The following is a 14,965-nucleotide window of genomic DNA, read 5'->3' on the forward strand; positions in this document are numbered from 1 at the left end:
AATCCGCCTTCAAAAACCATCGGTATCCGCCTTCCATGTCGTCATCTGAAAATCGACGACTCAGCTCACGCTGCGGCGGGGGTTATGCAGACCTTCCCTAGGCGCTTTGAACTGGCAGCCACCACAAACCGATGACGGAACGGGAAGGAGCGGCTTGTCCTGAGAGTAGGCAAAAGCGAACGCACCCACAGCGTCAGGGAAGGGACGCAGATCCGCCGGCCCGACTGCCAGAGTGCTTGACAGAATCATGTCGACCTGTCCGTCCACCGGCACCTTGACCAGCAGGTACTGGCCAAGGGATTCCGGCGTCGTGCCCGGCGTAACTTGGACCCTCAGGCGTCTTCCTTCCACGACCACCTTGAAGCGCTGATTGAGTCCATCGACTGTCGCGAATTGCTCTTTGTCGACAAGCATCAGGAATGCGCGAACCTGGTGACCAGGGAAAGCCGCCTCTGACACGTAGCGCTGAAAAGCCACGTCCTGCAGGTATGGCAGGAAGTCTGACTTCAACTGGCCCTTGGTTCCTTTGAAATCACCATCCTTCTTCGCGCTGTAGGACTTCGCTTTGACTTCAATAATTTCGATACGCGTTCCGCTCTTGCGCAAGATGTCGACGCGCACGAACAGAGTGTCGACAGCAATCGCAGCTTCAAAGATAGTGACTTCATCCTGCTGCAGGAGTTCAGCAGTCTTGGCGAGTGCGACCTGGTGGTCGAGTTCGTCTACACGGACGCCACCGGGATGAATTAGGCAGGCCAATTCACCAACCTGGTAGCCACCCTCGGCCAAGGCGGCCAGAAAACTGTCATCAAGCGATCGGTCGAGGTAGTCCTTCTTGCCCGTGTAGTAGAGCTTTCTTGGACATTCGGCGGCCAGCTTGAAGCGGGACTTAGTGAGGTACCTGACGGCTTGGTTCATAGGAAGATGGGATGCCGGAGTTCCAGGAGGGCCGTGCACCCGGCCTGTCTCGAATCGCCATGGCCGTCAGTTTTGACGATAGCGCTGGCGGATGGTGGTGCCACGCTACAAATAAGGAAGCCAAGGCCAGCGGGCAACTCATTCTTGTGAGTTCGCGATGGCTTGTCCATAGGAACTTTCGCTTGGTAGCGGACGCGTCGGGCTCCTGACATGCTCACGCTAAGCCATCAGAGCGCCGGCCTGAAGAAACGCAAAACGCTTGCGCTCCGTCCGAGATTGAGTCAGGTGAAGGGCTTGCCCCGACGCTTGAACAACCAAATTGGTGTTGCGAGTGGCTGGTTGGCTAAAAGTCCGAGAGTCTGACTCCATTCACCGATACAAGCTGGTCCAGCCGCAGCGTATCACCCGAACTCAAGGCCAGAAACTCAACGCCGCCGCGCGCGTACACGTCCCGAATTTCTGCGTTGATCCTGCGTGATTCGCCTTCGGTATTGAGGTATTCCACCTCGGCATTCGTATGCCTAGTCGCTAGAGATTCCAGCACATCGTGGAACTCGCAACTGATAGGTTTGTAGTCGCTCATGGCCGAGTCTCCTCAAAGCGTTGCACTTTTGGCAGCATGCTACTCGCAACGAGGTGGAAGGGTCCCACCAATGAATGAGCAGGGGGCCGTCATAGCGGGTCTGTCGCGAACTTACCCTTAGCCGGAGCGATCCCGTTTGAGAGCGGGGAGTGCTCGCTCTCTGTGAGAGCGGCCTGCCTGGGGAGGAAGCGGTGCTTCGAAATAGCCGGATCCAAGGCGTCCAATCAACGAACACTTGGTGCTCGGGCCGACGTGTCCGAGCAATAACCGCTCAACTCGAAGGCGGATTGGTCGCGAGAAGTTGGTCAAGCTCTCCATTGGCTTCGAGGTCAGCAAGGTCGTCGGAGCCACCGACATGCGTACCATTGATGAATATCTGCGGCACGGTGTCTCGGCCCGACGCTTCGGTCATGGCCTGTCGGTGAGCTGGGTTAGCATCAATGTCAAGTTCCTTCCATTGCACTCCTTTTTCCTTTAGGAGCGTCCTGGCCCGTCGGCAGTACGGGCACCAACCCGTCGTGTAGAGCAGTACATCAGGTTTCATATTGCATCTCCGATAATCAATGTTTAAGAATAAGCCTTGGCATCTCAGCCTAAGGAGAAGGTGAACGCCTTCGCGGTGGTATCGAATTCATCACTCTCATACCCGCGTGCGAGCTGAATGTGGAAAGCACGGTCTGTAGATGGATGCCATCGGCGCACAAAAGGGGTGTTCCAAACGTTGCGCGGCGTAGCGAAGGTCAATTGCGCGTCCTACCAGATCCAACCGCCCGCTTGCGCCACTGGCAAGCTCAGCCATAACGCTCTTCCCTGAACGGGTCACCGCGCATGTGGTAGCCGTGCAGCTCCCAGAACCCCGCTTCTTCCTCAGTCGTGAACTCAAGGCTACTCAGCCACTTGGCTGATTTCCAGAAATACAAGTGCGGCACCAACAGGCGTGCAGGTCCGCCGTGCTCGTGCGTCAGGGGTTTGTCGTCGAAGTGGGTGGCGACCATGGCGCGCCCTTGCGTCAAGTCCGCCAGCGGCAGGTTGGTGCTGTAGCCGTCCTGCGAATGTGCAAGCACCCAGGGGGTGGGTGCTTGCACGCCGGCTGCGGCGAGAAGGTCGTCCACTGTGACGCCACGCCATCGCGTGTCGAACTTGGACCAGGTGGTCACGCAGTGAATGTCGACCACCTGCTCGCTCTGCGGCAGAGCCTTGAATTCGGCCAGAGTCCATTGGGCCACCAGTCGCGGGCCGACTTTCATGGTCAGCACCCATTCGTCATCGCTGCGCGGGCGCGGTGAAGGCCCATGGGTCAGGACTGGGAAACCTTCAGTCAGAGACTGTCCCGGCGGCAAACGACCCCCGTGGTTGTCGACGCCGCGGTTTCGGCCAAGAAAAGATCGATTGATCGGCATCTTCGCTCCCTCTATTTAGTTCACCACCAAGAGCTTGCGGCGGTCGATGATGGTGGGCAGGAATTCCGTGACGGTGGGGTGCACTGGCAGTGCCTCACGCACCGTGCGCCAGGTGCCCTGGCTGGCCATCACCAGGCCAATGGATTGAATGATCTCGTCGGCCTGTATGCCCAGCATCGTGGCACCCAGGAACAGGCCGCTGTCTTCATCGATCAGCAGCTTGATCACGCCCACGGTTTCACTCTCTTCCTTCGCCCGGCTCACGTCCTTCATCGCGTGCACGGCCTGCGAAATACGTCGACCCTCTTTTTCCACTAGGCGCTTGGCCTCGGCTTCGTACAACCCCACGTGTGCCAGTGGTGGATCGGTGAACATGGCATAGATGCTGTTGCGCGCGTCGGCGCTACGCTGCCCGCCCGCGAGGTTCTCGGCCAGAACCTCCTGATCGTGGTAGCTGGTGTGGGTGAAGGCCCCGCGCTGGTTGATGTCTCCCAGCGCCCAGATGCCTGGTACGTCGGTCTCGAGCCGATCGTTGGTGGCGATGTAGCCACGCATGTTGGCCCTCAACCCCACACTATCCAGCCCCAGATCGTCGGTGTTGGGCGCGCGGCCGGTAGCCACCAGCAGGTGGCTGCCGCCAATGATGCGGCCGTCGGCCAGTTGAACACAGGTGCCGCCCTCGGTTTCCCCCGGTTTGACTGCCGCAATAGACACGCCGATGTAAACGTCGATGTCCTCGGCCTGCAGCATCTCGGTGACTGCAGCGGACACGTCGACGTCTTCCCGTCCCGTCAAGCGCGGCCCCGTCTCGATGATGGCGACCTTGCTGCCGAGGCGGCGAAAGATCTGCGCCATCTCAAGGCTTATGTACCCGCCTCCGATGATCACCAACTTGCGGGGCAGCTCGCGCAACGCCAACAGTCCCTCGCTATCAAGGTACGGGTTTTCTGCCAGACCCGGAATTGGCGGCACGGAGGGGCGCGTACCCGTGTTCAGGATGATTTGAGGCGCGCGCAAAATGTGTTCGCCCGCCCGCACCAGGAACTCGCCACCATCGCGACCCGTCAGCCGGCCGTGGGCCTTAATGATGCGCAGGCCCTGCAACCCGCCGAGCCAGCTCTCGAGTCCGGATCGCGCCTGGTCGACCCTATCTTGCATGCGTTGCATGGCGACGGCGAAGTCGACGTTCACCGTGCCCACATTCACTCCGAACTCGGCAGCGCGACGGGCCAGGTAGGCCACTCGCGCCGATTTGCGCAAAGTCTTGGTGGGTGTGCAGCCTCGGTTGACGCAGGTGCCGCCAAGGTCGCGGGCTTCCACCAGCGCGACATTGCGGCCGCGATCCACGAGCTTGGCCGCCAGAAACGGCCCTGCCTGCCCAGCACCGATAACGATAGTGTCGAAGTTCATCATGACTTGACCAACGCCGCAGCGTTCATGCAGTAGCGCAGGCCGCTGGGTTCGGGCCCATCGGGGAAAACATGGCCCAGGTGCGCGTCGCACACATTGCAGGTGGTCTCGATGCGCGTCATACCATGGCTCGAATCGTAGTGGTGCGCGATCAGCCCGGGCGCCAGCGCCTGCCTGAAGCTGGGCCAACCACTCTTGCTTCGGAACTTGCTAGAAGCGTCGAACAGTTCGGTACCGCAGCACACGCATCCATAAACACCGGGTTCGAACAAGGTACACATGGCCGAGCTGTGCGCAGGTTCGGTTCCCCTCTGTCGCGTGACGCGGTACTGCTCGGGCGTCAGGCGTTGACGCCACTGCTCGTCGTCGAGCTCGAGCCGCCGTGGCGGCGGTGGATTGTTGCCTTGCGCGTGCTGGATGACCTCTCGCCAGGTGATGGTTCCTGCATCTGGCGTGGGCACAGGTGGCGCCGACTCGGCGCGTTTGAGCTCGGCAATGAGTTTTTCGACGTCGATGCGGAAGTAGTTGTAAACCACCGCGCCACTGGGATCGACAAGGATGAACCAGGGTGTGCCGCCGTTGCGGTAGCGCTGCATCAGCACCGAACTGGCGCCCACGCGGCCGGCGCCGGCGTCGTGGCCGAACGGTATTGGCAGTGCGTATTTGCGTTGGTTCGCTGCCACCCGATCTACGGTGTTGGATTCAAAGTCCTCGAAAACCGTTTGCACCGCCACAAAGCTGACGAAGGGCGAACCGCGAAACGCCTCGACCACACGGACCAGCGAGGGAAAGCCGGTCACGTGGCAGCCTGGGCAGGCGTCCTGGAAACAGAAGATCAGCTTGAATGCCCCGCGCATCTTGTCCAGACCATAGTCGGCCAGGGGTTGGCCGGCTGCGTCGATCCATTGCGTCACGCCCAGTTCGGGCGCGGGTTCCCCCGTGATGCCTGCTTGTACGCTGTCTTCTTGCATGGTTGTTCCTCCAGGTGCGGTTGAGTAGTTGCGCTCGGGAATCCGCCGTTCAGGTGCCGCAGAAGGTACGGTAGTTCTCCGTCTGCTCTGCCGGTGCGGGCTCGGCTAACGAGCTGTCCGCCGGATGCTCGTCGAAAGGGTGTTCCAGCACCCGCAGCAGGCGCTCGAAAGGTGCCAAGTCATCGCGCTCCACGGCCGCCGCTAGCGCCGCTTCGACGTGATGGTTACGCGGGATGTAGATCGGATTGGCGCTCCGCAGGGCCGCCGCGAGTTCGTCCAGGTCTGTGCCTACCGCGTGGGTGCGCTCGCGCCAGCGCTTCAGCCAAAGTTCCAGCGCTGCGTCCGCCCCTCCGAACAGCGCGCGAAGCGGCGTGTCGTTGCCTTGGGCCGCGTCGGCCAGGCGGGCAAACGCGAGCGTGAAATCGATGCGGTACTGGCTCAGCAGCGTCAGGTAGTCGTCGGCCAGCGCGCGGTCGTCCCCACCGCTGCCGTCCAAGCCCAGCTTGAGCCGCAGGACGGACGTCCAATGAAAGTCGAAGCGTTCGGCAAATGCCTCTACAGCCGCGCCGGCGCGTTGGGCCGCAGACTCGGCATCGGCGTCGATCAGGGGCAGCAAAGCGTCGGCCAAGCGTGCCAAGTTCCACTGCGCAATCGCCGGCTGATTGCCATAGGCATAGCGGCCTGAGGTGTCGATTGAGCTGAATACGGCATTGGGGTCGAAGTGCTCCATGAAAGCGCAAGGGCCGTAGTCGATCGTTTCGCCGGAGATCGTCATGTTGTCAGTGTTCATGACGCCGTGGATGAAGCCCACGCCCATCCAGCGGGCGACCAACGAAGCCTGACGCTCGACCACCGCCTGCAGCAGACCCAAGTAGGTGTCGGGGGTGCCGGCCAGTGCTGCATCGTGACGCGTGATGGCGTAGTCGGCCAGCCGGCGCAGCAGGACCTCGTCGCCTCGGGCGGCGATGTACTCGAAGGTGCCTACACGCAAGTGGCTGGCTGCCACCCGCGTCAGGATGGCGCCAGGCAAGATCTGTGCGCGCTGTACGGTCGCGCCGGTGGCCACCGCGGCCAGCGCGCGCGTGGTGGGGATGCCTAGGGCATGCATGGCCTCGCCCATCAGGTACTCCCGCAGCACGGGTCCAAGTGCGGCCCTGCCGTCACCACGACGCGAGAACGGGGTTCGGCCCGATCCCTTCAGGGCGATGTCACGGCGCCGGCCGTGGCGGTCGATGAGTTCGCCCAGCAGCAGGGCGCGGCCATCGCCGAGCTGCGGCGAGAAGCCGCCGAACTGGTGCCCGGCATAGGCCTGCGCCAGCGGCTGCGCCTGGGCCGGCACGGCATTGCCGGCGAGCACGGCGAGGCCGCCGGCTGAGGACATTTCGTCGGCGTCCAGGCCGAGCTCGTCAGCCAAGTCGCGGTTCAGCCGCAGCAGCCGAGGCGCTGGCGAGCCTGCTGGGTTTGATCTCGCATACAGGCCCTCAAGATCGCGCGCGTAGCTGTTGTCGAATGGCATGTGCAGCGCTGTTGGCGATGCCGGGTCGCCGGGCTGATCGTTCGGGCCGGTCACGGTGGTTTGCAATTCAGTCTCCAAGTTCGGGGGTCGTTGGCAGTCGGCGTCACTCCGCCTGAGACACTTCGTCGGCGCGGCCGAAGTCCCGCAACAGGAGCTCATCATCGAGGTAGAAGTCGCTGTGAAGGACCTCCCCCAGCGGGTCGAAAACGATGAACCACGGTGTGCCGCGCGTCTCGAAATCCGCCATCAGGCTCGGATAGCGGTCCACGGCCGGGTCGTGGCCGAACGGGATAGCCAATCCGTAGCGCTGCTGCGTCTCGCTTAATCGATCGAATGTGTTTGTCTCGGCGGCCGTAAACACTGTTTGCACGGCCGCGAACCCGAAGCCTTGACCGGACAGTGCTTCCACTAGCGTCTTGAGTGTCGGAAATCCGTGGCTGTGAGAACCCGGACACCCGTGCTGGAAGCAAAAGATCACCTTGAACCCGTCTCCGAGATCGGCCAACTCGAGTGGCTGGCTCGGGTTCCCGTGCGCGTCGATCCACTGCGGAACTCGCAACTTAGGGGCGTTGAGGTGGAAGTGGTCGCTCGTCATGGAATCCTTGAATGAGAGTACGGACCCGGACCGTTCGCTGGTTGACCGGGGCAAGCGCTCATGCGACGGTGGTCACGCGCTTGGCAAGCCTGTGGGGATCGTGGATCTGAACGAAGAATTCCAGCAGCGCGCGAAAACTGGCATGGACCGGAGCGAACTCTGCTTCGAATGCCTCGGCGAGCGTGCCGCTACTACGGTTGGTGGCATTGGAAACGTCACCGCTGTAGCCGACGCATGTGCTGCTAGGCCCGGAAGCTTGCGCACCAAGCCCTGCATGCCCCGGAAACAACCTCCAGCGAGGACGGCAATTTCTTTCGAACTCATGTTGCGACTCCTTGCGGCCCGGACCATGCAATCGAATTCGCAAGCCGGGTTGCGGTTGATCGAACCCGTGCTACTGCAGGCGACGAGATGGCGTCGCCCACAGGCTGCATCCTTTGATTCTTTTCTCATTTGAACCGAAGGCCGGCACGACAAGACGCCGGCGCGTCTTGATAAATACTCCGTGCGTCCGATTCTGCCTTCGTGGCCGAGCTGAAGCTGGGCCTGCCCCTGCGCCACGAACGGTATGGGCAGATGCTCAGCCGGATTCGACGAGTTGCAGGACGGGCAGCGATGGCGATGCAGGTTGCACACGTCCGTCGGTTAACCAGCTGGCCTGACCGTCAGTTAGACCTTTCCGCGTGCACAGCACGGCACTGGGTACCGTTCCGGTGGCACTGGATGACAAGGGTGGACGGGGGTGCGCCGCGATAGCTCGTCTCGGTCGCCAACTCTAATGGGGACGAGGAGGGGCGCTCAAAAGGTCTGGACGTTGGGCGCCAAAAGTCGGACTATCCTGAGCGCCAGCGCCCCTACAGTTGGCATTCGTCGCATGCCATCGTGGATGAACCCACGACGATCGAGTAAATGCCGGCTTCGCAGGCTCGTGAGTCTGCGCGGTCTGGGCTCACCATGTCCCGCGCTACCTACCGCGCTGCCAAACTAGGCGGTATCCAGCGCGGCGGGCAAGACGCGGGCTCCATAGTGGCACAACGGACCAATTCGCCGCGTAATATTGAGCAAAGAGCGATTGCCTTGTCCCTAAACAACACGATGCAGGAGTCTTCAACATGGTCACACGCAAATTCATCGGGCGACGGCCCACTGCAGCCACTGCTGACCGCTTGCCGCCAGGGCAGTTCAAGACAGATGGTTTTCCTGTGCTCTCGAAAGGAACTACGCCTCGCATCGACATGGCCGCTTGGCAGTTCACTCTGAGCAACGGTCCTCGGCCCGTGAAAAGCTGGAGCTGGGACGAGTTCATGACGCTGCCGCGAACCGTGTGGGAGGGCGACATCCACTGCGTCACGACGTGGTCCAAGTTCGACACACGCTGGGAAGGTGTGACCATCGACGACCTGCTCGCTGATGCCGGCCTAGCGGCTCCCACACCCTGGCTGCTGGCGCTATCGCTAGACGACTACGACACCAACGTGCCTGTTGCCGATTTGCTCGGTGGCCGAGCCATGGTCGCGACGCATTTTGACGGCGAGCCTTTGGCGCCTGAACACGGCGGTCCGGCGCGCTTGCTGGTACCGCACCTGTACTTTTGGAAGAGCGCAAAGTGGATCAAAGGGCTCAAATTCACCGCGCGAGACGAAGCCGGTTTCTGGGAGCTACGTGGATATCACATGTACGGCGATCCCTGGCGAGAGCAACGTTATTCGAGCGATCGCTGATGACGACCGGTGAGCAAAACGACCCGTGGCGTGACGTCAAAATCGAGCGCATTGAGCAACTCACGCCACGCATCAAGAGCGTCTTTCTCGAACTACCAGCACTGACTTCGCACCGCGCGGGTCAGCACGTCAATGTACGGCTGACCGCTCCCGATGGTTATGCCGCGCAACGCAGCTATTCCCTTGCATCGGTGCCAGGCGCAGATACCGTCGAGCTCCTCATCGAGAAGCTCGACGATGGTGAGGTGTCACCTTTTTTCCATGACATCGCTGAGGCGGGCGAAAGTATCGAAGTACGTGGGCCGCTCGGTGGGCACTTCGTCTGGGGGCCGGCCGATGGCGGGCCGCTGTTGTTGATCGCGGGCGGTTCCGGCATCGCGCCGTTGATGGCGATGGTGCGCGCGTGGGCCGCAGACCTCACAGCGGTAGTGGCGCAGACGGTCGCCACGGTCGAAGTGCCGCAGGTGCCGATGCCCGTGCTGTTGGTCTGCTCCGCACGCACCCCGGCTGACCTACCTTTCCGTGCCGAGTTGCTCGCACTCGAAGCAGCTCGGTCCGACTTCACCTTCATCGCCGTGACTACGCGCGAGCCACCACCGCGGCCGACCGACCTGGGCCGACGGCTCGATGCTGCTGCCATCGCCAACGTGCTCGGCCGCTGGGACCACACACCTCGCCATGTCTACGTATGCGGCGCCAATCGGTTCGTCGAAGCCGTTGCCAACGGACTGGTCGATGCCGGCATACCTGCGGCCCGCATAAAAACTGAGCGGTACGGCGGCGCATAAACTTCGGGCTTCTCTTGGCGGCGCATCTCAATCATCCCACGGGGCTATTCGGCACTTTCATTGGCGGCGACCGGATCTCGTGATCGTCTGCCCACGGTACTGCGGGGAATTCGAGCAACTCAAGAACCACGAGCTGTGGTGGTCGAAGCCAGCTCAGCCTTTTCGTGGCGGAGTTCGGCAGGTCAGTGCCGATATTCACCTTCGTTGGCCACTACAAGCTTGGCGTCCTGTCCTGGCGTCCTGGCGTCCTGGTGCTCTAGGGTGCGAAGACCGATCGGCTTCAGCAGCGCGCTGCCGTCCTACGTCTGGATGTAAAGCTTCGGCAGAGGCGAGCGCATTCAATGCGAACGTTGAGCTCGCCGATGCTCTTGCGCACCGACGTCATTCTCTTCGACAGTGCGGCTCAGGCACGAGATCGGGCAGTTCAGAGGTGGCCATCAGGTGCGTTCCCAAGTGGTGCCGGCGGGGCTGTCCTTGACCACGACGCCCTGTTCGAGCAGGTCCGCCCGGATACGGTCGGCTTCCACAAAATCCTTGAACTGCTTGGCCGCAGCCCGCGCGGCGATGTGCTCCAGGATGGTCGTCTCGTTCAGCCCACCCGACGCGCCTGCCCTGCTTTGCAAGTAGGTCGCGGGATCGGTCTGCAGCAGACCGAGTGTCGCACCCAGCGCCTTGAGCAGACCCGCGACCGCAGGGTCTTTGCTGCGGTTGACCTCACCGGCCAGCTCAAACAGCACCGCCACCGCTTCTGGGGTGCCGAAGTCCTCGTCCATCGCCACGCGAAAACGCTGTGCGTGTGGCTGATTCCAGTCGATCTGGGCCACTGGCGCGGCCGGCGCCAGCGACAACGCGGTGTACAGGCGTTTGAGCGCGCCACGCGCGTCGTCCAGGTGCACGTCGCTGTAGTTCAGCGCGCTGCGGTAGTGCGCGCGCAGGATGAAGAAACGCACCGTTTCCGGGTCGTACTTGGTCAGCACCTCGCGGATGGTGAAGAAGTTGCCGAGGCTCTTGGACATCTTTTCGTTGTCCACACGCACCAAACCGTTGTGCATCCAGAGGCGCGCCAGGGGCTGGCCCGTGGCACCCTCGCTTTGGGCGATCTCGTTTTCGTGGTGGGGAAACTGCAGGTCGGCACCGCCGCCGTGGATGTCGAAGGTTTCACCCAGCGTGGCGCAGCTCATGGCCGAGCACTCGATGTGCCAGCCAGGGCGACCCGCACCGTAGTTGCTTTGCCACTGGGCCTCGGCCGGCTCGTCGGGCTTGGTCGATTTCCAGAGCACGAAATCGAGCGGGTCGTTTTTGTCTGCATCCACCGCCACACGCTCACCCGCACGCAGATCGTCAAGCGATTTGCCCGAGAGCTTGCCGTAGCCTTCGAAGCGGCGCACGGCATAGTTTACGTCGCCGCTTTCGGTGCGGTAAGCCAGACCTTTTTCCTCGAGACGGCCGATCAGCGCCAGCATCTGTGGCACGTACTGCGTCGCGCGCGGCTCGTGGGTGGGTCGCTCGATGCCCAGCGCATCGGCGTCCTGGTGCAGGGCATCCACCAAGCGATCGGTCAACGCGGAAATGGTCTCGTTATTTAGGATGGCGCGGGCAATGATCTTGTCGTCGATGTCGGTGATGTTTCTGACATAGGTCACGCGGTAGCCTGTGGCCTTGAGCCAGCGCTGCACGACATCGAATGCCAGCATGGAGCGCGCATGACCGAGATGGCACAGGTCGTACACCGTCATGCCGCAGACGTACATGCGCACATGACCGGGCTCGATGGGCTGGAACGCTTCCAGACGTCGCGTCAGCGTGTTGTAGATTTTCAGTGGCATGGAAGGGCGGCGAATGTGCTGGCGCGGCCATGGGAGCCGGATCCCCTCAGTTACTGTCCGTCAGTATATCCAGCCCGTCGTTCCACCCCTTGTTCAGCTTCGAGCCTTCAATCAACGTTTCACTGGCCCCGCCCATGTTTTGCGCGAAACAATATCTGCTCAGCGTCTATCTTTCCCGGCTGTCTCGCATCCCCGCAGCCCGATTGAACACAAGCGTGCCATCGTTGGCCGCTTTTGCATCCACTACGAAGTACCCGTGCCGCTCGAATTGGAACGCAGCACCGCCAAACTTCGCTACGGCCATTGACGGCTCAGCGAAGGCCGCGCATGTCACCAGGCTCTCTTTGTTTAGCTCGTCCAGCAATTCCCCGCTGCCAGGCTGTGGTGTGGCAAACAGCCGTTCATACAGACGCACCTCGACAGGCACTGCATCGGCAACCGCGACCCAGGTGATGTTGCCCTTCACCTTCACCGCATCCGCGCCGGGCGTGCCGCTCTTGGTATCGGGCACCAGCGTGGCCAGCACTTCGACCAGCTTGCCGCCGGCGTCGCGCGTGGCACCCGTGCATACGATGGTGTGGCCGTATTTCAGGCGAACCTTGTTGCCTGGGAACAAGCGGAAGAAGCCCTTGGGTTGCACGTCCTCGTAGTCGGTACGTTCGATCCACACTTCGCGGCCGATCTTGAAGCGTCGTAAGCCGCCTTCGGGGTCGCGCGGGTTCACAGGAGCGGTGCAGTCGTCGAGCAGGGCGTCGCTGCCCATCAACTCGGCCCAGTTGGTGATGACGAGCTTCACCGGGTCGAGCACGGCCATCGCTCGCGTGGCGATGGGGTCGAGCGTTTCGCGGAGCGCCGCTTCGAGGCTCGCGTAGTCTATCCAGCCACCGGTCTTGGTCACGCCGCTGCGTTCACAGAACAGCTTGAGCGCTTCGGGTGTGTAGCCGCGACGGCGGAGGCCCGCTAGGGTGGGCATTCGCGGGTCGTCCCAGCCATCGACGTGCCCATCTTCGACCAGTTGGCGCAGCTTGCGCTTGCTGGTAATCACATGCGTCACATTGAGCCGCGCGAATTCATATTGACGCGGATGCGGGCTGGCGATCAAGCCCCCTTCTGCCAAGCGGTAGAGTAGCCAGTCGTAGAACGGTCTCTGGTCTTCGAACTCCAACGTGGCAATCGAATGGGTGATCTGCTCCAACGCGTCCTCGATTGGATGTGCATAGGTGTACATGGGATAGATGCACCACTTATCGCCGGTGTTGTGGTGCGTAGCCCGGCGGATGCGATAAAGCGCCGGGTCGCGCATGTTGATGTTGGAGTTGGCCATGTCGATCTTCGCGCGCAGCGTAGCGGCGCCGTCTTCGAGCTCGCCATCGCGCATCTGCCGAAAGTACGCTAGATTCTCGGCGGGGCTACGTGCACGGAACGGGCTGTCAATGCCGGGCGTGTTGAAGTCGCCGCGCGTGGCGCGCATCTGGTCAGGCGTCTGCTCGTCCACGTAGGCGAGCCCGGCGCTGATCAGGTACTCGGCCGCGCGGTACATGAAGTCAAAGTAGTCGCTGGCGAAGTATTCATGCGGCTGCGTGGTGCCGGGCGCTTCGGGGCGATCGGCCAAGTAGGTCTCATAACCTAGCCACTTCACCGCGTCGCGGATGCTATCTACGTATTCCTGTTCTTCCTTCTCGGGGTTGGTGTCATCGAAGCGCAAGTGACACACGCCGCCGTATTCTTTGGCGAGCTCGAAATTGAGCCAGATGCTTTTGGCATGGCCAATGTGCAGGTAGCCGTTGGGTTCGGGAGGGAAGCGCGTGCGAACCTTGGCGGGGTCTTGCATGCCTTGCGCATGGTGTAGCGAGTCGCCGGGGCTGCCTCCCCATTTGCGTGCTGCATAGACCCCATGCTTAAGGTCGTTTTCGATGACGTGGCGTAGAAAATTGCTTGGCTTGGTGAAATCTTTTTCAACGTGAGAAGTCATCTGTTCATTCTAGTAACGTCCACGATGTGTGGCCCGTTTCAGTTTTGTGAAGCGGACTTGTTGCCCAATTTCCAGGATTGTGAAGACTGGCGCGTGGATAGATTTCGTGTTGGAATCTTGAAGTCGCGGCCAGCCTGATAGCGGTTAAACGTGCGTCTTAACTTCAGTGAAGCATGATCAGCCATAAAGTTGAATTCCCTGGGAGCCTCGGCCATCTGCTGGCCGCGCGGGTAGATAAACCAAACACTTTGCCAAGAGCGTGGGCGGTCTTCGCCCACTGCTTTACGTGTTCCAAAGACTCGAAAGCGGCTGCCTACATTGCGCGTGCGTTGGTCGAAGCCGGTTTCGGCGTGCTTCGCTTCGATTTCACCGGCTTGGGTGGTAGCGGAGGTGACTTCGAAAACACTCATTTCAGCTCAAACGTCGGCGATCTAGTTTCGGCGGCAGACTGGCTGAGAAGTGAACATGGCGCGCCAGCGTTGCTCATCGGACATTCGCTTGGTGGCGCCGCCGTTCTGGCCGCTGCACACCGCATCGCCGATGCGCGTGCGGTGGTGACGCTGGGCGCACCATTCGATCCGGCACAAGTTAAGCGTCAATTTGGGGAGGGGCTGGCTCTCATCGAGTCCAACGGCGAGGCCCGTGTCATGCTTGCGGGCCGCGAGTTCACATTGCGGCGCGAATTTCTTGATGACGTCGCCTCCCAGCCGCAGGCCGAGCGAATCCACGCTTTGCGTCGGCCGCTGCTTGTGCTGCACGCGCCTGGCGACACGATAGTAGGCGTAGACAACGCACGCCGAATCTTCGAACAGGCGCTGCACCCAAAGTCCTTCGTTTCGCTCGACGATGCCGACCATCTGCTCAATAGTCAGAGCGATGCCACATACGCCGCCGGGCTCATCGCTGCCTGGGCGAAGCGGTATTTGCCGGCTCCCGCCCCTCCCCCAGTGGCGTCAACACCCGCAGCGGGGCCGCTACCCGCTGGCGCTGTACGAATCAGTGACCTGCCTGGCAACTTTGCCGTCAATGTTGAAGCAGGGCGCCACACGTTGGTGAGTGACGAACCAGTGGAGGTGGGCGGTGACGACCTAGGCATGGGGCCATACGACCTTCTGCTTGGTGGGCTAGGAGCTTGCACGGCGATGACGTTGCGTCTTTATGCTCGCCATAAAAAATGTCCGCTGTCAAGGACTTTCGATTTGCATCGGACGGACGCAAACCCATATCTGACGCGGGTTTAGAGGGTATTCGGGTTCCGGGTAGCT

The 14,965-nt window shown here is 61.5% G+C and carries 15 protein-coding genes; 3 read left to right on the top strand and 12 right to left on the bottom strand.

Annotation, left to right across the window (positions count from 1 at the left end; genetic code table 11):
• Window positions 1–60 precede the first annotated feature (60 nt).
• From ACN4F8_RS12610 to ACN4F8_RS12650, 9 genes are all read right to left on the bottom strand, one after another.
• The gene (locus ACN4F8_RS12610) at window positions 61–918 is read right to left on the bottom strand and encodes a hypothetical protein (protein WP_051249054.1); all 858 of its coding nucleotides are present in this window, start codon (window positions 916–918) and stop codon (window positions 61–63) included.
• Between the two features lie 343 nt (window positions 919–1,261).
• Window positions 1,262–1,501 carry a hypothetical protein gene (locus ACN4F8_RS12615; protein WP_026437587.1) on the bottom strand — a complete coding sequence of 80 codons (240 nt, stop codon included), beginning with the start codon at window positions 1,499–1,501 and terminating at the stop codon, window positions 1,262–1,264.
• Between the two features lie 271 nt (window positions 1,502–1,772).
• Entirely contained in the window at window positions 1,773–2,045 is a 273-nt protein-coding gene (gene grxC / locus ACN4F8_RS12620) for a glutaredoxin 3 (RefSeq protein ID WP_026437588.1), read from the bottom strand.
• 247 nt (window positions 2,046–2,292) lie between these two features.
• Window positions 2,293–2,901 carry a sulfite oxidase-like oxidoreductase gene (locus ACN4F8_RS12625; protein ID WP_026437589.1) on the bottom strand — a complete coding sequence of 203 codons (609 nt, stop codon included), beginning with the start codon at window positions 2,899–2,901 and terminating at the stop codon, window positions 2,293–2,295.
• A gap of 15 nt (window positions 2,902–2,916) precedes the next feature.
• Complete coding sequence (locus tag ACN4F8_RS12630; protein ID WP_026437590.1) at window positions 2,917–4,314, bottom strand: mercuric reductase; 1,398 nt, start codon at window positions 4,312–4,314, stop codon at window positions 2,917–2,919.
• On the bottom strand, window positions 4,311–4,730 hold the full coding sequence (gene msrB / locus ACN4F8_RS12635) for a peptide-methionine (R)-S-oxide reductase MsrB (RefSeq protein WP_238323271.1): 420 nt from the start codon (window positions 4,728–4,730) through the stop codon (window positions 4,311–4,313). The genes ACN4F8_RS12630 and msrB overlap by 4 nt, the downstream gene beginning before the upstream one ends.
• Window positions 4,731–5,331: 601 nt before the next feature.
• Window positions 5,332–6,864: a protein adenylyltransferase SelO gene (locus ACN4F8_RS12640; protein ID WP_238323269.1), complete on the bottom strand. Its 1,533-nt coding sequence runs from the start codon at window positions 6,862–6,864 to the stop codon at window positions 5,332–5,334.
• A gap of 37 nt (window positions 6,865–6,901) precedes the next feature.
• Window positions 6,902–7,393 (bottom strand): hypothetical protein, encoded by a 492-nt coding sequence (locus ACN4F8_RS12645; RefSeq protein ID WP_026437593.1) that lies wholly within the window; start codon window positions 7,391–7,393, stop codon window positions 6,902–6,904.
• A 58-nt stretch (window positions 7,394–7,451) separates the two neighbouring features.
• Window positions 7,452–7,760: a hypothetical protein gene (locus ACN4F8_RS12650; RefSeq protein WP_419473917.1), complete on the bottom strand. Its 309-nt coding sequence runs from the start codon at window positions 7,758–7,760 to the stop codon at window positions 7,452–7,454.
• Between the two features lie 745 nt (window positions 7,761–8,505).
• Here ACN4F8_RS12650 and ACN4F8_RS12655 point away from each other — a divergent pair.
• Both ACN4F8_RS12655 and ACN4F8_RS12660 read left to right on the top strand, forming a co-directional pair.
• Complete coding sequence (locus ACN4F8_RS12655; RefSeq protein ID WP_026437594.1) at window positions 8,506–9,114, top strand: sulfite oxidase-like oxidoreductase; 609 nt, start codon at window positions 8,506–8,508, stop codon at window positions 9,112–9,114.
• Window positions 9,114–9,902, top strand: a complete 789-nt coding sequence (locus ACN4F8_RS12660) for an FAD-binding oxidoreductase (protein WP_419473918.1) — start codon at window positions 9,114–9,116, stop codon at window positions 9,900–9,902. Before ACN4F8_RS12655 ends, ACN4F8_RS12660 begins: the two co-directional genes overlap by 1 nt.
• A gap of 437 nt (window positions 9,903–10,339) precedes the next feature.
• On the opposite strand, the gene cysS is transcribed toward ACN4F8_RS12660, so the two are convergent.
• From cysS to ACN4F8_RS12675, 3 genes are all read right to left on the bottom strand, one after another.
• Window positions 10,340–11,728, bottom strand: a complete 1,389-nt coding sequence (gene cysS, locus ACN4F8_RS12665) for a cysteine--tRNA ligase (protein ID WP_026437596.1) — start codon at window positions 11,726–11,728, stop codon at window positions 10,340–10,342.
• 166 nt (window positions 11,729–11,894) lie between these two features.
• Window positions 11,895–13,700, bottom strand: coding sequence for a glutamine--tRNA ligase (gene glnS / locus ACN4F8_RS12670; RefSeq protein WP_251711341.1), 1,806 nt, complete (start codon window positions 13,698–13,700; stop codon window positions 11,895–11,897).
• A 38-nt stretch (window positions 13,701–13,738) separates the two neighbouring features.
• Window positions 13,739–14,110 carry a hypothetical protein gene (locus tag ACN4F8_RS12675; RefSeq protein ID WP_238323273.1) on the bottom strand — a complete coding sequence of 124 codons (372 nt, stop codon included), beginning with the start codon at window positions 14,108–14,110 and terminating at the stop codon, window positions 13,739–13,741.
• On the opposite strand from ACN4F8_RS12675, the gene ACN4F8_RS12680 reads away from it, so the two are divergent.
• Window positions 14,018–14,941 (top strand): alpha/beta fold hydrolase, encoded by a 924-nt coding sequence (locus ACN4F8_RS12680; protein WP_238323272.1) that lies wholly within the window; start codon window positions 14,018–14,020, stop codon window positions 14,939–14,941. The two genes, ACN4F8_RS12675 and ACN4F8_RS12680, sit on opposite strands and share 93 nt — an antisense overlap.
• Window positions 14,942–14,965 lie beyond the last annotated feature (24 nt).

Origin of the sequence: Hydrogenophaga sp. (assembly GCF_048549895.1) — a bacterium.
Lineage (GTDB): Bacteria > Pseudomonadota > Gammaproteobacteria > Burkholderiales > Burkholderiaceae_C > Hydrogenophaga.